The 19,764-nt window shown below is 34.5% G+C and carries 21 protein-coding genes and 2 riboswitches; of the genes, 5 read left to right on the forward strand and 16 right to left on the reverse strand.

What is annotated here, in order from left to right; genetic code table 11:
* Positions 1–14: 14 nt before the first annotated feature.
* Positions 15–1,118 carry a glycine cleavage system aminomethyltransferase GcvT gene (gene gcvT / locus V7014_RS00705; RefSeq protein WP_335502876.1) on the reverse strand — a complete coding sequence of 368 codons (1,104 nt, stop codon included), beginning with the start codon at positions 1,116–1,118 and terminating at the stop codon, positions 15–17.
* A gap of 116 nt (positions 1,119–1,234) precedes the next feature.
* Positions 1,235–1,312: riboswitch (glycine riboswitch) on the reverse strand.
* Between the two features lie 2 nt (positions 1,313–1,314).
* Positions 1,315–1,407: riboswitch (glycine riboswitch) on the reverse strand.
* Positions 1,408–1,639: 232 nt separating this feature from the next.
* On the opposite strand from gcvT, the gene V7014_RS00710 reads away from it, so the two are divergent.
* Together V7014_RS00710 and V7014_RS00715 are read left to right on the forward strand one after the other, a co-directional pair.
* Complete coding sequence (locus V7014_RS00710) at positions 1,640–3,313, forward strand: DEAD/DEAH box helicase (protein WP_335502878.1); 1,674 nt, start codon at positions 1,640–1,642, stop codon at positions 3,311–3,313.
* Positions 3,300–4,094, forward strand: coding sequence for a YqhG family protein (locus V7014_RS00715; RefSeq protein ID WP_335502881.1), 795 nt, complete (start codon positions 3,300–3,302; stop codon positions 4,092–4,094). Before V7014_RS00710 ends, V7014_RS00715 begins: the two co-directional genes overlap by 14 nt.
* Before the next feature lie 150 nt (positions 4,095–4,244).
* On the opposite strand, the gene V7014_RS00720 is transcribed toward V7014_RS00715, so the two are convergent.
* From V7014_RS00720 to comGA, 7 genes are all read right to left on the reverse strand, one after another.
* Entirely contained in the window at positions 4,245–4,427 is a 183-nt protein-coding gene (locus tag V7014_RS00720; protein WP_335502884.1) for a YqzE family protein, read from the reverse strand.
* A gap of 457 nt (positions 4,428–4,884) precedes the next feature.
* Positions 4,885–5,310, reverse strand: coding sequence for a competence type IV pilus minor pilin ComGF (gene comGF / locus V7014_RS00725; protein WP_335502886.1), 426 nt, complete (start codon positions 5,308–5,310; stop codon positions 4,885–4,887).
* Positions 5,273–5,629: a competence type IV pilus minor pilin ComGE gene (comGE, locus tag V7014_RS00730; protein WP_335502889.1), complete on the reverse strand. Its 357-nt coding sequence runs from the start codon at positions 5,627–5,629 to the stop codon at positions 5,273–5,275. The genes comGF and comGE overlap by 38 nt, the downstream gene beginning before the upstream one ends.
* On the reverse strand, positions 5,619–6,074 hold the full coding sequence (comGD, locus tag V7014_RS00735) for a competence type IV pilus minor pilin ComGD (protein WP_335502892.1): 456 nt from the start codon (positions 6,072–6,074) through the stop codon (positions 5,619–5,621). Before comGD ends, comGE begins: the two co-directional genes overlap by 11 nt.
* Positions 6,067–6,363, reverse strand: coding sequence for a competence type IV pilus major pilin ComGC (gene comGC / locus V7014_RS00740; protein ID WP_335502894.1), 297 nt, complete (start codon positions 6,361–6,363; stop codon positions 6,067–6,069). Before comGC ends, comGD begins: the two co-directional genes overlap by 8 nt.
* A gap of 36 nt (positions 6,364–6,399) precedes the next feature.
* Complete coding sequence (comGB, locus tag V7014_RS00745; RefSeq protein WP_335502896.1) at positions 6,400–7,527, reverse strand: competence type IV pilus assembly protein ComGB; 1,128 nt, start codon at positions 7,525–7,527, stop codon at positions 6,400–6,402.
* Positions 7,427–8,491: a competence type IV pilus ATPase ComGA gene (gene comGA, locus V7014_RS00750; protein WP_335502898.1), complete on the reverse strand. Its 1,065-nt coding sequence runs from the start codon at positions 8,489–8,491 to the stop codon at positions 7,427–7,429. Before comGA ends, comGB begins: the two co-directional genes overlap by 101 nt.
* 316 nt (positions 8,492–8,807) lie before the next feature.
* Here comGA and V7014_RS00755 point away from each other — a divergent pair, with 316 nt between their 5' ends.
* The gene (locus V7014_RS00755; RefSeq protein WP_335502900.1) at positions 8,808–9,509 is read left to right on the forward strand and encodes a helix-turn-helix transcriptional regulator; all 702 of its coding nucleotides are present in this window, start codon (positions 8,808–8,810) and stop codon (positions 9,507–9,509) included.
* A gap of 86 nt (positions 9,510–9,595) precedes the next feature.
* Positions 9,596–9,841, forward strand: a complete 246-nt coding sequence (locus V7014_RS00760) for a DUF2626 domain-containing protein (protein ID WP_335502904.1) — start codon at positions 9,596–9,598, stop codon at positions 9,839–9,841.
* Between the two features lie 62 nt (positions 9,842–9,903).
* Here V7014_RS00760 and V7014_RS00765 read toward each other — a convergent pair whose 3' ends face one another.
* Positions 9,904–11,013 (reverse strand): class I SAM-dependent methyltransferase, encoded by a 1,110-nt coding sequence (locus tag V7014_RS00765; protein WP_335502907.1) that lies wholly within the window; start codon positions 11,011–11,013, stop codon positions 9,904–9,906.
* A gap of 159 nt (positions 11,014–11,172) precedes the next feature.
* On the reverse strand, positions 11,173–11,805 hold the full coding sequence (locus V7014_RS00770; protein ID WP_335502910.1) for an MBL fold metallo-hydrolase: 633 nt from the start codon (positions 11,803–11,805) through the stop codon (positions 11,173–11,175).
* A 218-nt stretch (positions 11,806–12,023) separates the two neighbouring features.
* On the opposite strand from V7014_RS00770, the gene V7014_RS00775 reads away from it, so the two are divergent.
* Positions 12,024–12,197, forward strand: a complete 174-nt coding sequence (locus V7014_RS00775; protein ID WP_335502914.1) for a DUF2759 domain-containing protein — start codon at positions 12,024–12,026, stop codon at positions 12,195–12,197.
* Between the two features lie 252 nt (positions 12,198–12,449).
* Here V7014_RS00775 and V7014_RS00780 read toward each other — a convergent pair whose 3' ends face one another.
* The 6 genes from V7014_RS00780 to V7014_RS00805 all read right to left on the reverse strand — a co-directional run bounded on the left by V7014_RS00780 (position 12,450) and on the right by V7014_RS00805 (position 19,707).
* On the reverse strand, positions 12,450–13,475 hold the full coding sequence (locus tag V7014_RS00780; protein ID WP_335502916.1) for a hypothetical protein: 1,026 nt from the start codon (positions 13,473–13,475) through the stop codon (positions 12,450–12,452).
* Between the two features lie 214 nt (positions 13,476–13,689).
* Positions 13,690–14,535, reverse strand: a complete 846-nt coding sequence (locus V7014_RS00785) for a M14 family metallopeptidase (protein WP_335502918.1) — start codon at positions 14,533–14,535, stop codon at positions 13,690–13,692.
* Between the two features lie 217 nt (positions 14,536–14,752).
* On the reverse strand, positions 14,753–16,633 hold the full coding sequence (locus tag V7014_RS00790) for an LTA synthase family protein (RefSeq protein WP_335502921.1): 1,881 nt from the start codon (positions 16,631–16,633) through the stop codon (positions 14,753–14,755).
* A gap of 371 nt (positions 16,634–17,004) precedes the next feature.
* Complete coding sequence (locus V7014_RS00795) at positions 17,005–17,970, reverse strand: ROK family glucokinase (RefSeq protein ID WP_335502924.1); 966 nt, start codon at positions 17,968–17,970, stop codon at positions 17,005–17,007.
* A gap of 11 nt (positions 17,971–17,981) precedes the next feature.
* Positions 17,982–18,185: a YqgQ family protein gene (locus tag V7014_RS00800; protein WP_335502928.1), complete on the reverse strand. Its 204-nt coding sequence runs from the start codon at positions 18,183–18,185 to the stop codon at positions 17,982–17,984.
* 97 nt (positions 18,186–18,282) lie between these two features.
* On the reverse strand, positions 18,283–19,707 hold the full coding sequence (locus tag V7014_RS00805) for a spore germination protein (protein WP_438824842.1): 1,425 nt from the start codon (positions 19,705–19,707) through the stop codon (positions 18,283–18,285).
* Positions 19,708–19,764: the final 57 nt, after the last annotated feature.

A 19,764-nucleotide genomic window follows, 5' to 3' on the forward strand; every position in this document is an offset into this window, starting at 1 on the left:
TTTCAGCCATCCCCTTACTGTTTTTTTGGTCGTTTATAAAAAGGTGATTTAATGATTCTTGCTTGTATTTTTTTCGAACGAATTTCAACTTCAACTATTCGGTCCAATTCTGCAAGCTCTCTTTTGATAAGCGCATAGCCAATATTTTTCTTTAAGGTTGGTGATTGTGTACCTGTCGTAACTTCCCCAATTAATTGTCCATCTATATAAACAGGATAACCATGACGAGGTATCCCTCGATCAATCATTTCAATTCCTACTAATTTCCGAGGTGCGCCCTCTGCTTTTTGCTGTGACAGCACATCTTTTCCAAAGAAATGAACTTCTTTATTCGTATTAACAGCAAAGCCAATTCCAGCCTCAATAGGGGTAATATTCGCTGTTAATTCTTGTCCGTATAAAGGTAAACCAGCTTCAAAGCGCAAAGAATCCCTAGCACCTAATCCAATGGGTAATACATCATCATGTTCTAAAATCTTTCTCCATAGTTTGATTGCATCATTACTATTACAATAGATTTCAAATCCATCTTCGCCTGTATATCCCGTTCTCGATACAAGTGCATCAACTCCACTTACTTTCACGCCTTCTTTAAATTGAAAAAACTTAATTTCATTCAAATCAGTATTTTCAGTAATTTGCTGCAGTACTTCTTCTGCTAATGGTCCTTGAAGCGCTAATTGAGCGTATTGTAATGATTGATTTTCCAACTTCACATCAAAGTTTGAAGCATGTTGTTGTAACCACTCAAAATCCTTTTCAGTATTAGCTGCATTAACTACTAACCAATAGTGATTTTCACCTTTTTGGTAAATAATAATATCATCGACAGTGCCACCATTTTCATAGCAAAGTGCAGAATATTGTGCCTTCCCAGCATGTATTTTCGTCACATCATTCGTCACCATCGTTTGTAAAAATAACAAACTATCCTTACCAGTTACCTCGATTTCACCCATATGAGATACATCAAACAAACCTGCCTTCGTTCTTACAGCTTCATGTTCTAACTTAATACTTGAAAACTGCACTGGAAGATCCCAACCACCAAAATCAATCGTCTTCGCACCATATTCACCATACACATCAAATAATGGTGTTCTTTTCAATTCACTCATTTGCAACCTCCTACAACAACCATGATTTTATTTATTCAAACTACGCCGCATTATTATTTCGTTCTCCTCCATCAAAGCACAAAAAAAGACAGAGCAGCCCCTTTAATAATGAGCTGTCTCTGTCCGGTTACCTGAGAGTTTACCTACAAAGTAGGCTGTCCCCGTTGGTGGTTCGATTGAACTCTCTCCAGAGATGCGTCCAATAAGAGTCTTTTTGCCTGAGAGATTCACAAAAATATGCTTGCTCCTTCGGCGCTGCAATAGATACAGTCTCTCCCCTTATCTTCATCCGCTTATATTAATCATTAAAATGGTCATACTAAGATAATAAAAAAACTAGCTGCTTCAAAAGCTATATTCAAAGTCATAGAAAAACCTTAGTTATTCGTAATTCTTATTATCATCCTACCATTAAGTACAAAATTATTGCAATAATTTTGTTGGGTTTTCTAATAAAACTAATATTAACCTTATTTTATGATGATAATGTTCGGATTTTACTGTTCTCGGAGGTGCAACTAATGAAGATTAATATAAATTGGAATCCTGTTTGGGAAGAGGGATTATTACAGCGTTTAGAGGATGATGGGCCTTGGACTAGTTGGGAACTATACAAACTTGCTCTTGAAGCTGAGCAAAGCTTACAAATTCCTGATTTCGAAGGCTTACAAGCACCAAAGCACCTTCACCATTTGAAGCCATTACCACATCAATTAGAGGTGGCTAAACAAGTGGTAGAAAACATGAATGGAAAAGCCATTCTAGCAGACGAAGTAGGTCTCGGAAAGACCATTGAAGCTGGATTAATTTTAAAAGAATATATGATTCGTGGATTAGTAAATAAAGTACTTATATTAGTCCCTGCTTCGCTCGTTTCTCAATGGGCATACGAACTAAACAGTAAGTTTTTCATTCCTGCAGTTGTGCAAAGAAAGAGCTATGTTTGGGAATCTTGTGATGTAATTGTATCTTCTATTGACACGGCAAAGCGCGCACCTCATAAAGATATTATTTATAACCAACAATACGATTTAATCATCGTGGACGAAGCTCATAAATTAAAAAATAATCAAACAAAAAACTATGAGTTTGTACAAAACTTAAAAAAGAAATTTTGCTTACTATTAACGGCAACTCCTATACAAAATAAAGTAGATGAAATATTTCACTTAGTTTCTTTATTAAAACCTGGCCATTTAGGAAATGCCTCTATCTTCTCCAAAACCTATAAAGGTAAAGGTAGACAAATCAATGATGATGAACATCTAAAAGAATTGGTAAACGCCGTTATGATTCGTAACCGTCGCCACGATACAGGTATTGAATGGACGAAACGAAAAGTTGAAACGGTGTTTATCGATGTAACTCAAGAAGAAAAAGAACTATATGAAACTGTATCTAAATATCGATTATCAGAGAATACGGCGAGCAGCTTTTCTACTTTAACATTACAACGTGAAGCATGTAGCAGCCGTGAAGCTGTCTATTACACCATTCAAAACATGATTAAGAAGCAAGAATCACCTAATGAAATGATCAAAGAAAGAATCAAAGCCATCGGTGAAAAAATCGATGCCGTCACAAAAAACTCAAAGGCGGAAAAAGCATTAGAAATTATTAAAGCTTGTGACGATAAAGTAATCATTTTTACTGAATATCGCGCTACTCAAATGTACCTGCAATGGTTTTTAAAACAGCATGAAATTTCATCAGTACCATTTCGTGGAGGTTTCAAGCGTGGTAAGAAAGATTGGATGAGAGAACTTTTTCAAAACCATGCCCAAGTATTAATTGCAACCGAAGCTGGTGGCGAAGGAATCAACCTCCAATTTTGTAATACGATTATTAACTTTGACTTACCATGGAATCCTATGCGATTAGAGCAACGAATTGGTCGTGTACATCGCTTAGGACAAGAAAAGGATGTCGTAATCTTTAATTTTGCTATTAAAAATACGGTTGAAGAACATATCTTAAACTTACTCTATGAAAAAATTCAACTATTTGAAAAAGTAGTCGGTGAATTGGATGATATTTTAACAAAATTAGAAATCAATAATCTAGAAGAATATATAGAAGATATAATCGGTGGTTCAAGAAGTGAAGGCGAGATGAAAATCAAAATGGAGAACTTGTCTTCAATGATTTCATTAGCAGAAGACTTAAAGGAGCGTGAAAAACGTGCGGCAACGTGACATTCATAATTTCCTTATTAAATATTTCACCGCGAATGGAGGAGAAATTATAGACAATACCACTTCATATATAACGGTGAAATTAACGATTGAATTAGATAAAGCATTGATGAATCGACCATTTTATTGGCATTATCTCGAAAAAACAGGAGGTGTACCAAACCCTGCAACACTCACTTTAATAACTGATCCAAACACTGTTCCCGAAACGATCAAGGGTGAAATTATGCATTTTGGTTCACCTCGATTGCATCAGATATTCCATTCTACAAAGAAATTAGCTAGCTACATAAGACTGTATGAAAACAATCTTAATCAAACAAATGTGCAGACTCCATTGCACCCATGGCTATCAGCTAATATTAAAGTATCATTTGTTTCAGATCGAAAGAAAGATGTTTTATATTCATTAGGATTACATTTATTATCAGGCAGAATAGTCGAGAATTTTCATGACAAGATGTTGCAGTACTCATTAACACCGAAAATCCCGGACTTTTCCTTCACGCTCTCACCAATCATTATGCCCAAAAGTGGAGTCGCTCGATTAGACCGCTATATCAGATTACAATTACAAAACGAAGACCACACATGGGCTGAAAGAGCCTTAGCTAAATGGGAGGATGACGTCAGCCTTTTAGAACATTTCTATGAAGATGTAGAAGATAAAGATGAAAGCTATGAACTAGAAAAAGAAGCTCTAAAGCAACAATATGAACCAAATATCAATATATCTGTCATTAATGGAGGAATGTTTTATTTAAGTGATCTTGCTCTTTAAAATAAGAAAAACCGATATCAATCCTTTTAATCTTGATTTACTTCAATTGAAAAAGAAGGCACACGCCAGGTAGTCGACTACACAACTCATGAATTTTTATACTTTTTTATGCTGTAAAAAAAGCCATATCTCATTTTTTAGAGATATGGCTTATCTTTTATTTCGTCTTAACATCATCATCAGCGCGAAAGGAATCCAACCAAACAGTGATTTAGAATAATTACGCTTTCTGCTTTTCTCAACAGAACGATACCGTTTTCTTTCTTCCTTCGGCTGATCAACATACGTTACAAATTCCTGTGTTAAATATTTAATAAAATCATTTGTTTTCATCATTTACCACCCTTAATAGTGTGGTCCAAAATGAATACTTTCAAACACGTTTTCATGATTTATATTTCAAACCATTTACTTACTTTTCCTTCTTTCATTTTAAATATATAGGCGGCTTCCGCTTTACCACCTTTCCGACTAGAAGCATATAACNNAACAATACCTTCATCTCTTCCTTTGTTTTCATTTCGATACGAAAATATACATCACCATTTTCATAATATAAAATGCCATCCTCTCCTTGTTTCAAGTCAGTATGAAGATAATCTTTCGCATCATTCTTTGCTAGAAACAGCAAATGATCGGTCATTAATTTACTCGATACCTCTTTATTAAATCGTTTTTCAGTCACAAATGCTTCGACACTCACTACTATTAACATGATAATTAGCGTTAACACAATCAGCGCGGGAAATAATACGTATCCTGCTTCTTTTTTTCTCGTCTATATTCACTCCTACTCATTATAAGTTAATAAGATGGCTTCATAATCATTATCACTCGTATCAGTCACATGAACTGTAATCATTTGGTCTATTTTGCTTACCGTAAAATTCTTCACATTGTGCAACATTACTTCGTGACCAGAGAAATCAACACGCCGTCGTAACATAATGCCATATTGTTCAATTGTAGTTATCGAATTGCTATTGCTAATATACATCCTTTTCTCTGATACAGTCGTATTATCTCCTCTTCTCACTTCTCTTTTCAAATTATTTAAAAAAATTTCCCATTCCATATGATTTAACACCTTAGATGTTGGTCTAACTGGTTGAACAACTAATACAATTTGCAAAAGAAGAGTCGCCATAATGATAAAGGTTACTAATGACAAAAGCATTTCAATCAGTGTAAATCCCCGCTCTTGCTTTAACAACATCACAAATTGAGATTTGCTCTTCTCGACTATCTTGATAGGAAACACACCCCTTCACATACAATCCGTTTATTTCAAAGGGTTGGATGGTCATTCTAAATGAACCAGAGTGAACTTTTATCATAGTGACTGAGGCTATTTCTTGTTGTAAGGTATAACGTTGTAAATTCTCATACAATATATGGTGAGCTTCTAATTCTTCCCGCAAGTCTTGTCGATCGTTTTCCATCTTAAACAATAATGGTAACAATGCTATACATACAAATAAAACTATGCTTAGCGCTCCTAACACATCCAGAAGAATATACCCTTTAGAATTCACGATAATAATGCCTACCTCTTCCTATTAGGACAGTGAAATTGTATCGAATATTTCTAGATTCAAATCCCCAGCTTCCAAAATTCTTTACATTCCCAATAGGCGTAAAATATACACGCATAATTAAGCTCCCTTTAACAAATTGTATGTTTTTTGGTATTTTTTTTGAGAGCAATACTTCATCAACCCCAACCGCTGCATAATAACGTTTATTTGCGAGATCTATTGTGAAAGAAACAGAAGCTTGGTGATTAATTGCATACATTTGAGCAAAATGAAAGTCCTTAGAAAACTGCTGTAAGAAGTTTTCTAACTCTTTCTTACCTTGATACTTTGGCATGGTAGTAATAGAGGCTGAAATGAGCAGCAAAAAAATCGAAAGAACAACTAACATTTCAACAAGAGAATATCCTTTTTCTTCATGTAAAACGCTACAAAGACTATTCACTCACACTCACCTTGCCATCCGATCCATAACTTAAACTCTTACCATTTGGACAAGAAGTTGTTTCTATATAACCTTTAGATTTTAACTCATCTAAACTTGTCGGTAATTGATTCTCATCAATTTGGTATGATTGCACTTGCGCTTGTACCATCTTAACAAATGCCTCACATCCTTTATTTCTTATCGATTTCTGATGCTGGACTATATTTGGGACTGTAATAATTAACAATATAGAAATAACTAATAAAACAATTAACATTTCAATCAATGTGAATCCCTTCTGATTCATAACATCACTCCTGAATTATGCATACGTCCAAATCCCTCATAACCCTTCAATAATCGAAAACATCGGCAATAAAACAGATAAATAAATGGCCACTACAATACTTCCTACTGTTGCGAATAATAATGGTTGAATGATTTTTATAACCGTAATCATCTTATCCTCGATCGTTTGAAGTAAAATGCGGCTATAGTGGTACAATTCTTGATCTAACTTGCCATTTTTTTGACCATTTGCCATAACATCACTAACATAGCGTTCAAAATAAGGTAATTCTTCGAAGATGCTCTCCAAGGTTCTTCCTTCATTCAATTCTTGAAAGATCACTTCACTAAGCTTTTGGAAGAAGGGTTGGTGATTATGCTTAACAAATAACTGTATAGAATCATTGATTGATAAACCACCAGCCAACAATCCGCTAAGCTGATACGTGAAATAATACGTATCAAATAAACGAATATAAACACCTATTAAAGGGATTTTAAGGTAATATTTTTTCCTTTTCAGATGACTTAACTTATTTAGCCACAGTTTTTTGATAGTAACTAATACAACGACAATACCTATGAGAAAATAAGGAGTAAATTGGGAAAGGTTCGATATAAAGATGATACTTTGTAAGAAAAAAGAGGGAGCGATGTTCATACTCTCAAAGAGGGATTGAAATTTAGGAAGTAAAACGCCTTGAAGTAAAAAGGCAATTACAATAATTAATACGAGAAGAAGTAAAGGATAAATTAACATTTTCAGAAGCTTGTCACGATCCTCAGTTCGTTTACTCCAAAACTGTCCGCCTTCCATTAACGCGTGTGGGAGATCACCATAGTATTCTGCATAATAAACGAATTGTAAGAGCTGCGGGTGAAAACCTAAAAATAAAAGTACTTCATGTAATGATTGTCCATCCTTTAAGCGCACAATCGCTTCATTTATATATACTCTTCTTTTTGCAGCTTCTTGTGATTCAATAAAACGTAGTGCTTCAGATAAATGATAACCAGAACTTAATAATTCACCTAATCGAAATAGAAAAATAGCTTGTTCACTTCGTTTCCACCGCCTATATCTATTCTTGATATACCCATCTACCAAATTCTTCTTCGCGTACAAATCCAAGTGCCACTGCTTTTTGAATTTCATCTTTAAGAAGTCGAAATGAATGCTCATGATTCTCTCCTTTCACACCTTCATATAACACTTTCGACAGTTCTCTTCCATGTAGAAGCTCATAAACACTAGCTCTTTTCTTTCTTTTTGAAAAATTACAGTATGGTGAGCATTCATTATGGCAAATCGGACACTTTAATTCTAATAACCGTTGCGCTGTAACAGCAATTAATGTTTGCTTAATTTCTGTTAAACTAACACCGAATTCCATTAAACGATAAATGGCTCCAGCAGCATCTCTAGTATGCATTGTGCTCAAGATTAAGTGACCAGTAAGAGCTGCACGCACAGCTATTTTTGCCGTTTCAGCATCACGAATCTCACCAACCATTATAATATCGGGGTCATGTCGAAGTGCCGCTTTAAGCCCTATCGAATAAGACATGCCTGCTTTTTCATTAATTTGCACTTGAAGAACTTCTTCTGAAACATTCTCTATTGGATCTTCTAACGTAATAATATGTCGATTAATAAAGCTCTTTGCATAATGGAGTAAAGAGTATAAAGTTGTCGTCTTACCAGAGCCAGTGGGCCCAGTAAATATCATTAGTCCATGAGAGTGTTGTAGAAGTGCTAAAATTTTGTTTGATGTTGAAGGAAATAACGATAATTGATCGAGGGGTAAAATACTTTGTTTTGGGAGTAGTCTAATCACTAAGGTTTCAGAACCTGCTGCAGGAAGCGAGGATACTCGAAGACCGATGGTTTCATTTTTTGTTGAATACGTCATAGCTCCACTTTGTGGGCGCCTTTTTTCGCCGATATCCATACACGCAAGAAATTTAAAATGAGAAATGATGCGATCAGTAAATTCTTTGTCTAATACTTGGAAAGGAATGATACGATTTTCAACACGAAATTGAATGAAAGGCTGTTGCTTACGAGGAATAATGTGGATATCAGATGCTCCTAACTGAACCGCGCGCTTTAAAATATGATCAGCTATTGTTTCAATGGATTGCAAATAATCACCTCCAATATGTTTTATCATGTAACTAAATTCGCTAACATTTTCCAAAATCCTCCTTTGTTTTCAAAAAAATAGTTCATTTGTTATACGAATTTCGTCGACACTCGATCTGAATCGATTGATATATTAAATTCGAATACATATACCTGTCATTTTTACTATAAATTATGGTCACTCGTGTCAAAAATAGGTATTTTATCTATCATCTTTGTGAACTTTACCAATTTCGAGTAGTTAGTTCATATTAGACATTCCAAAGCATCAATAACTGTATTACAATGGTATTAACTATAAGTCCGAGGTGAATAGGATGGAACAGACATTAAAAATTACAAATGTATTGAGTGATCCAACAAGGTACTATATTTATCAACATATTAATAAAAGACACCAAGAAGTAACGGTTCAAGAGATAGCTGATACTTTTAATATCCACCCTAATGTTGCACGTTTGCACTTATCCAAATTAGAAGATATTAATATGTTAACCTCAGAAACGAAGAAAACAGGTAAAGGGGGGAGACCAAGTAGATTATATAGCTTATCAGATGAAGTGATTCAATTACATTTCCCTTATCGCGATTATCAATTGCTGTCAAAAATCGCAATCGAAACGATGATGACGCTTGGTGAACCAGGTAAAGAAGCATTATTCACAACTGGTAAAGCTTTCGGTAAAGAATTGGTAGAATCACAAGCTGCTTTAAGTTTCAATAATAGTTCAGAATTATCTTTTGAAGATAAAATGACTATTTTAAAAAATTCTGCTACTCTAGCTGGTCTATATCCAGAATTTCATGTAAGTGACGATCAGACTAAAATTCACTTCCAAATTTACAATTGTCCATTTAAAGAAGTAGCTACTAATCAAACACAAGTAGTTTGCAGCATGCACAATGCTTTCTTAAAAGGTATGTTTAGCGCTCTTTTTGATAATATCGAATTAATTGAGCAAGATAATATTCTTTCAGGTTGTGACACTTGTAGTTACAAAGCTCTTGTCACAAACTAGTAACAAAGATTCCTTTACAGACTCTTCCTTTTTAAACTATAATTGGAATAGAATGGAGATAATAGGGACAAAAGGAGGGATTTGTAATGGAACGCATGTACAGAGTTCTTGGATTTTGGACAGGGATTTTTGCTGTCATGTTTTATTTAGGGGATATGTATCAAACTTCGTTACTATTCTTGGCTCAAACAGGATTTTTTGTCTTATTAAGTTATTTAAAACTTTCTGAACGTATGTATATATATGTGTTCGGAGCATATTTAACAGTCTTCTTCGCAGGTTTTACATATTGGACTACTTTCATGATGGTACCCGGCGCAGCTGGACATTAAACGCAATTATCCAAAAACTTCGGTTTTCACAATGTCATTAGTGAAACCGAAGTTTTATTTTTTTATACCTTTGAAATCGGAAACAATGCATTCCTATCCATTTCTAAATGCTTCATCTGGATCAACACTTGGAAATGAGAACTAATTTCCCCAGGTTGAATCAATGATCGAATAGCTCGATTACGTTTATGTTCAGGAGAAAAGGGATCCGTACTTATTGAATTCCTTAAATCTTCTAATATGCCACAAGCTACTAAAAAATCCGTTTGCGCTTGAAACGATACTGTTTGCATTTGATGCTTGTTGCCTTTAGATTGTAAAGTATCCCAGTGGATATGGGTGGTAATATCCATTTCACCTGGTTTTTGCAAAACGTTATCAAGCAAATGATGCTGATAATAACCCCTTAAACTCCCTTTCCGATGAATGCTCTCTTTCCACTGTTCGTTCGTATAGCCATAATCAATGGTAACAAGAATACCACGAGTAATTTTGTTACATAAAGTATGATAATATTGCATCATTGGAAGAGGAATCTCTATTCTTTGTCCCTCTATAAGCTCGATTCGATATGTTTCTAAATATTTTTCTATTTCTTTATTTTGAAGTATGACATATCGTTCCACTAAATCATTCTCATTCATCGCTACCATAACCTCGTATATCATACCTTCCTTTTGTTCAATGACATGAACAGGGAAAGCATCGAATAATTCATTAGAAAAAACAATTCCTTTTAACTCATCTAAATTGTCTAAGTCATGCATGTAAGTAATATGATCATAATTTTCTAATATTTCTCTTTGCTTTTGTAAATGAAATGTACTCCGTTCAATCACTGTGTATTGTAATTGTTTATATAACTGTTCATTTTGTGTTTGTATGTATGACAATACTGCATGTGTGATTCGACCAGTCCCAGCTCCAATTTCAATAATATGTAATGGGATATCATATGTTGCAAACAAATGGAGAAACCATCTTCCAAGAACGCTACCAAATACGTCACTAATATTACTACTTGTATAAAAATCACCACGTACACCTATTTTTTCTTGATTTCGATTATAATAACCTGAAGTGGGGTGATAAAGTACGAATTCCATATATTCTCTATATGTCATATGAGGTTGTTTTAGTTGATCCATATATAATTTCAAAATTCTTTCCATTTTACCTCCCAAAAAATGTTATTCACTATTGACACGTTGTTAAATATATAATATATTTTGAATAATAGCTTACCTATATCCCTCCCATTTTTTAAAAGTAGAATATCCCCTAGAAAAACCTTCTCTATTGAGAAGGTTTTTCTAGTGAACTTATTTAACTTAGAAACCATTTATAAACGGATTATAATCCTGCTCATCTTGAATGGTCGTTAATCCACCATGCCCAGGAAATACAATTGTATCATCTGCTAAAGGCAACAGCTTTTGATGGATGGATTGCATTAATACTTCCATGCTACCTCCATTCAAATCGGTACGACCTATGCTACCTTGAAACAACACATCTCCCGCAAATAAGTATCCCTCATCACGAACGTAGTAAGAAACACTTCCAGGAGAATGGCCAGGAGTTTCAAAAACTTCAAATGTAAAATTGCCAAATGTAAGCACTTCTTCTTTTGTAAGTAATATATCCGCTGGTCTTTGTGAAATTGAGTTCCCCATAAATGCACTTGAGCCATTTAACGCTGCGCTTTCCAACCATTTCTCTTCTCTTTTATGCAAATATACTGGGACTTCAAAAGCATCACGAACATCATCAACTGCTCCTATATGATCGAAGTGAGCATGTGTTAACAAGACAGCTAATGGCTTTAATGATTTATTTTTAATAAATTGAATCAACTTAGCTCCTTCGCTGCCTGGATCAAAAATAACGCATTCTCCCTTGCCATCTTCTAATATGTAACAATTTGTCCCTAGAGGTCCTAACGGTAATTGATAATACTTCATTATATAACCTTCTTTCTCATGATTTCTAAATTCGTAATAATATACATAACTTCCCACATTTGACATATAAGTGTCAATTTTAACCCTCGACAAACATACAAAAAAGAATTAAAATTACTACGAATGCTATTTTACTAAATTATAGTAGATGTTTGGTTCAGTTGGCAAAGGTAAATGCTACTGAATAACTTAAGCAAAAAGACAAAGGGGGATTTTCTGTGGGAATAGTTCCAATTTTCGGACTTGTGGCAATTTTAGCTATCATTGGATTACTGAATTCTTTTAGAAAAAGAAATCCACTAGGAATTATTTTTGCATTTGGTACTGCTGCTGTCTTTGGCTGGTTTGCAATTATGACGGCCATTCATCATGGGGTACCACTTGCACACTAAAAATCATCTAGAACTCTCTTTCATGTTACGAAAAAAATCTCTAGCAATTTGCTAGAGATTTTTTTCGTAACATGAACTCTAACATAGCTATACACTAATGATGGATAAGATTTTTTTGAAAAAATCCCTTCCCATTCATTGTCCACTATGTCGTCAATTTTGTTATCATAATATGTTTATCCTACTAAGATCAATCCATCAGACCATTAAAGCAGGTGATAAGCAAAGTAAAAACCAGATTGGTTTAACTAATTAAAACTCTATTATTTGTTCAAGTTTATTACCATATAAGCATTTGTCACCTTCTGGTGAAAATACAAGCGGAGCTGACTCCATTTGATCCTTTAAAACTCTCTTCTCACCAGTCTTCCAATTATATAAACTTAACTGAAATTGCTGTTCATATTCATCAATAAGTGAGGATTCATAAGGTTGAAATGTAATCATCGAATGAGTTTTCTCATTTAAATCAAATGAAGGAATCATCCAGTCAGAATAGGAACTAATTACTGGCAACTTCATTGTATGTAGTTCTTTTCCTTTCCAATCATGAAAAGAGTAAACTACACTATTTTTATCATCTGGAACTTCATGAATGGTCAGCAGTACCTTCTTGTTGGCCTTAAATGTAATAACATCTTTATAAAGGTCGCTTTCCTCTTTTGTTTCCAAATTGTACTTCACCAATGGTGCGCTTAACTGCGGAGAATAATCATCCCATTGTAAAAATATAGTGGAATTTTCCGAGTACCATTGAGCAAACGGTTGGGGTAACTTTACTTCTTCTAGTGTTTTTTTCTTGAAATTAGTTACATATGTTTTGTATGTCCAATCTTCATTGAAACTATCAATCAATACTGTATCTTCTCCAAAGAAATTCCAAGCAAAGGAAAGTTCTGAAGACGGAATAGAAACAGAATATTGTTCGCTTCCACTACTTGTTAGAAAATGAACATTTGCAACTAAACTATCACTTGTTGAATATACAAGTATATGCTTTTTATTAGGAGAAACTGAAGCTTCAACAATCATTTCTCTTGTCTTAAAAAGCTTTTTCTTCTCTTTTGAAGGAATGTGGTACGAAAACAGATAATGCTCATCGTCTCTTTTAGCTGAATAAATAATCGTGTCATTATCTAACCATCCATAACTGCTTTCGAATGTATAATCATCAGAAAGTGATAATGGTTTAACCGTAACCTCGCGAGGGGCATCTTCATCTAACTGCTTCGTTGTTTCCTTTGCTTGCTCTTCACAGCCAACAATGAAAAGAAACAAAAAACAAAAGCATAAAACAAGCCCAAGCCTCCTTCTACCTTTCCCGCTTCGTCTGTCTACCAAGCTTTTTCACCCCAACTTATTAGTAAAGCTTTTCGTCAGCGCTATACCTCACTAATTCTGTGATTTATTTTAATTCATATACAATAATAGTAAATAAACTATAATTATTAAAGAGTAAAAAGATAAATAAGATAAATATCAGTCTATAGTCCTACATATTCAAAGATGCATAGAGAATTGGTACTGTTTGTTGGTAGATTTCCGAGAATTGAGACATTGGAAGAGGGTTTATTCCTTTACCAAGCTCAAGTGTAAAACCAGCCTTGCGATACTGACTAATAAACCAATCTCTAAATCCAGCATGACTATTCGTATACTGAATTGCCTTATATCCACTTACCCTTTCAAATTCATCTGCTAACGTTTTAGAATTAGTCGGTTCGTATCCATAATAACCCCAATAAAACTCTTTACCCTGCGTATGAAGAGCAAAAACCGCTTCAAAGCAATTATTTTCAACCAAATTCCTCATGGCAATTGATTCTGGCTCAGTCAAAGGTTCTTCTCCAGGATAATCTCTATAATAAGGAGCATCACAATATACCGTTTTTTTATATTGATGCCAATTTGCTGGGTATTGCTTATTTAGATCCACACCACGAATATTAGCTTTCCAGCCACAATAATCTTTTTTATATTCGTTCATTGCCTCCACATTGTACAATCCTTGTGCTGCAACTGTACCTTTACTCACTAACTCGACTCCATCTGGATTTACCATCGGAACAAGTGATAGTTGAACTGCATGTAATGAATCAAGTATTTTAGATTTTAATAATTGGTAAATCCATGTCATTAATACAAGTGATGTAATCCATTCATTGGCATGGAATGCAGCATTATAATGAATGACTTTTTCTCCACTTCCAATTCGCAACTCATAGATGCTCCTATCAAAAACACTCTTTCCAATCACATTACATTCTATATAAGGAAACTTATGCTGTAACCAAGCTAAATTACTGCTCAATTGATTGTAGTCGTACACAATGCTCATGTCACGTTGCTCCCTTCTTAATTCCTTACATTGAATGTATGAACTATGGAATTTAAAGATGAATAAAGAAAACATCATCACTGCTTTTGGACGATTCTCTTTTTTGGAAGATTTAATAAATAAATCCATTCATAAATTAAATGATTAGACATATAGCAAAATATATAATTCTTTATCCTCAAAGAAAAAAGGTTGCCTATTGGCAACCTTTTTCATTTTATTTAGCTTCGTATTTATTCTTATCGTTAAATCTTAGTAAATCACCATAAATAATTTTATCCGAGAATTCTAGCTCTTGCTTAGCCTTCTCAATATATGGTTCTGCTACAGTCTTATCTTCAATTGGCTCTCCGGTGTTCTTATCATAAAGAGTGTCACGTGTATAAACGTAATCTTTTGTAATAAAGCTACCATCACGTAAAACTGTAAAGTCTAATTTATCCTTAGAGAATAAATCTGAGCCAAATTCGATATTGTTCTTTGTGTCAACACCTAATAGATGTAACAATGTTGGTTTAACATCAATTTGACCTGAAACTTTAGAAATCGTTTTACCTTCATGACCTGGAATATGAACGATAAATGGTACACGTTGTAATTGTACAGAATCAAAAGGTGTAATTTCTTCTTTACCTAAATATTGAGCCATTGCCGTATTGTGGTTCTCTGAAATACCATAATGGTCACCGTAAAGAACGATGATTGAGTCTTCATACAAACCTTCTTCCTTCAATTTGTTAATAAACTGTTCCAGTGCTTCATCTTGGTAACGCACAGTAGGGAAATAGTTATTTAACGTTTTTGAATTAGAATTGTACGGCTCGATTGTTGCATCTTCTGGATCCAATTCATATGGATGATGGTTAGTTAACGTAATAAATTTCGCATAGAATGGTTTACCAGTTGATTGCATTTCTTTTAAATGATCAATCGATTGGTCGAAGAAATCTTTATCTTTCAAGCCCCAACCTATCGAGTTTTCATCAGTTACTTCGTAAGACTCGATATCATAGAAATTTTCGTATCCAAGCGCTTGATACATTACGTCACGGTTCCAGAAACTCTTGTTATTAGCATGCAATGATGCTGTTGTATATCCATTTTCATTTAAAATCTCAGGTGTTGCTTTATATTCATTTTGAGAGTGTGTAAAGAATACAGCACCTCGACTTAATGGATATAGTGAGTTTTCAACAACGAATTCAGAGTCAGATGTTTTTCCTTGTCCTACTTGGTGATAAAAATTATCAAAGTAATAACTTTCTTTAATAAAATCATTTAAGAACGGTGTAATCTCTTGACCATTCACAGTATTGTTAATTACAAAATTCTGTGTGCTCTCCATTGAGATCATGATAACATTCTTGCCTTTAGCAGCACCGAACATTTCACTATTTGGTTCTTTATAATTCGCACGCACATAGTTTTCAACTTCTGCTAATTCACTGCCATCAGCTAAAGCTCTTTGTGCAGATGATTTTGTTTGTAGAAACGCATCATAAATATGGTAATTATATGTTCCAATATTTTTCACAAGCATTTCTCGATCGAATGTTCTTGTTAATAATTGTGGACGTTCAGTTTCAGCTAATCCTAAGTTAAAGAACCCGATTGCCACCACAAGTAAAAAGTAAACTCGACGATTTGTTTTTGAATATGATTTATTCACAACAAATGAAGGCTTAAATTTAATTAATAAAGCTAATATAACGATATCAGTAAGGAAAAATACGTCCCAAGGTGAAAGCAGGCTAAAGATACTGCCACCTAAATCACTAAGATTACTAGCTGTCATTAACAACGGAATTGTTAAGAAATCCGTAAATTCGCGGTAATATACAACATTTCCATATAGTACTGCTGTCATTAGAATACTAGTAGTCATAATAAACGCAGGACGACGTTTATCCTTTAGAAACAACCCTATACCAAATACTGCCATTAAAAAGCAGAGCGGGTTAATAAACAAGATAAATTCTTGCATACCATTTTCTATTTTAATATCAAAGCTAGTTTTATAGGTAATATACGTTTTAATCCACAGCATGATAATAGCTGTAGCAGTCAATGAAATACTTTTTACTGAAAACTTTTCCATAGTAAAATACTTTTTCATTTTTTTTGAAGACCTCCCCTTAAACAACAACGCGTAAAAATAGTCGCTATTTCGGGCGACTTTATATTTTTTATAATTGTTAGCACTCTGATGCTTGTTACGCCTTTGTAATATGCTTGTAATCATTCTTTAATTGGAAAAACTATACTGTAACAAAACCAATGCTAAAATCATAATACTTTTTCGGTGAAAAATCAAATCGAAAAATAATCCAATAAAATAATCACATTTTCAATGTTATTCTTATACCCTCTCTATTAGACGAGCTAAACAGGAAAAAGTTTCATTTTATTTTTTATAAAAAATAAAAGAGCTGACCATAAACATTATGCAAATCAGCTCTTACTTGTTGTCTATTTCATAAATTTAGTTTTTACAAGCCATGCAGCGCCAATAGCTCCTGCATCGTTTCCTAACGTTGCTATACTAATGCTCGTAGATTCACGTACTCTAATAAATGCGTATTTTTTAAAATATTTTACGACATTATTTAATAAAATATCGCCAGCTTTTGAAACCCCTCCACCAATGACGATTTTTTGAGGATTTAACACATTCGCCACATTTGCGAGTGTTAAGCCTAAATAAAAACATACTTTATCTAGTACTGAAATAGCATATTGATCACCATCTTCAGCACAAGTAACAACATCTTTAGCTGAAATAGCACCATTAAGATCTAACATTTTCTTTAATGATGAAGAAGGGTTGCTATCGATATTTCCCATTGCCACTCTCACAATTCCAGTAGCAGATGCGACTGTTTCTAAACACCCTGATCTACCGCAATTGCATGCGTATCCATTTTCAACAACGGCAGTCATATGACCAATTTCCCCAGCAGCACCGCTTACACCTGAGACCATGTTACCGTTTACAATAACACCGCCACCAACACCTGTTCCAAGTGTTACACACACTAGATCTTTCGCACCGTCGCCAGCACCTTTCCACATTTCACCCAGTGCAGCAATATTAGCATCGTTTTCAACAACAACTGGTAAGCCTGTTGCAGCCGCTAATTGATCTCGTAACGGATAATTAATCCAGCCAAGATTAACCGCTTCGTATATAATGCCCGTGCTTTCATCGATAGGACCTGGTGCGCCCATTCCTACACCAATTACATCAGCGTTCGTTTGCCCAAGCTCCTCTAGTTTACCTTTAATAGCTTTTGCAATATTTTTAGTAATATGAACGCCTTTATCAGAGACATCTGTTGGAATTTCCCACTTATGTATGATTTCTCCATGAAGATTGATAAATGCTAATTTTGTTGTTGTGCCACCTAAGTCTACTCCAATTAACCACTTTTCCATTGAAATCCACCTTATTCTCTTTTTTCCCTTTCAATCGCAATCTCTCTTCGTAATAGCATCAACGCCATTTGATAATCATTTACATCGATTAATTGAGATTTGTAAAGTTCTCTTATCTCTGCTTCCATCAATTCAAGATCTGCCACGCGATCCCCAATATAAATAATTGTGCCAAATCTTTTTAATAATTGTCGTATGTCATAAATAGTATTCATAGCTTCCCTCGTTATGTTTAATCACAGATAAAGTATATCGAATGCAAGATAATCTCACAAGTAGGGAAACGAAACTTATCAATTTCCGACAAACTTTTCAACGATCTGGATCTTTAGGATGTAGTACTTTCGGTCTGCGATTTTTTAAAGGCATCGGTATACGAATAATCACATCGCGAAGTGAGCGATAAGAAAATGGGATGAATGGCCATAAGTATGGTATTCCTAACGACTGCATATGAACTAAATAAAGAACAAAAACAGTCATGCTAATAATAAATCCAGGTAATCCAAATATAGCAGTAACTACTAATAAACCTAAACGAATTAATCGATTGGCTAAGCTTAATTCATAACTAGGTGTTGCAAAAGTTCCGATTGCAGCTAAAGATAAATAGAGAATTACCTCATTAGATAATAAGCCAACCTCAACGGCAATTCCTCCAATCATCAATGCCGCTACTAAGCCGAGAGCTGTTGCAAGAGCCGAAGGCGTATGAATGGCTGCCATCCTTAGCATATCGAGTCCTACTTCAATGAGTAAAAACTGGAAAATTAACGGTATATTTCCCATGTCATTCGGTCCAATATACGACATTGATGCTGGTAAATAATTTGGATTCTCCGCGAAAAAGTACCATAAAGGCAAAATAAATAAAGAAGCCCAAACAGCTAAGAAACGAACTAAGCGCAGATATGCTCCCACTAATGGTTTATTTCTATACTCCTCAGCATGTTGTAAATGATGCCAGAATGTTGACGGTGTAATAAGAGCGCTTGGAGAGCCATCTACAAAAACAATGACGTGTCCATCATATAGATGCGTTGCTGCTGTATCCGGTCTTTCTGTATACCGCATAATAGGATAAGGGTTCCAATACCTACCTGTAATATATTCATCGATACTTTTTTCAGCCATCGGTAAGCCATCGGTATCAATTTTTTCTAAGGCTCCTTTCACCTCATCAACAAAGTGTTTATTCGCAACATCTTCTAAATAGCAAACAACTACATCTGTTTTTGACCTTCTCCCTATAGACATGTATTCCATCCGTAATGAACGGTCACGAACTCTTCTTCTTGTCAATGCCGTATTAAATACAATTGTTTCGACAAATCCATCCCTTGCACCTCGAACAACTCTTTCCATATCAGGTTCTTGCGGGCCACGAACAGGGTATGTACGAGCATCAATCAAGATCGCTTTATTCAGTCCATCTACTACAAGAGCTGTCGGTCCAGCTAGCACGCTATCAATAATCTTATCTAAATCATCCGTTGCTTCGACTTCAACATACGGAATATACGTTTTTAACAATTTCTCAAGTGGGTCAGGCTCTAAATCTTCTGGTTTTAATTGAAGTAGCACTTTCATTAAATAATGAAGAATATCATCTTTTACAAAACCATCTATTAGAAATAAAGCCATTTTACGTTCGGCATAGACTACATCCAACCGAATAACGTCAAAGCTTTTATCAACAGCTAATGATTGATTTAGATAAGCAAGATTCTCTTCAATATTTGTTGTAACGACATGTTTAGTAGAACTCAAAACTGAAACACTCCCTTCTATCGT

Origin of the sequence: Bacillus sp. JJ722 (assembly GCF_036963345.1) — a bacterium.
Lineage (GTDB): Bacteria > Bacillota > Bacilli > Bacillales > DSM-1321 > Bacillus_AD.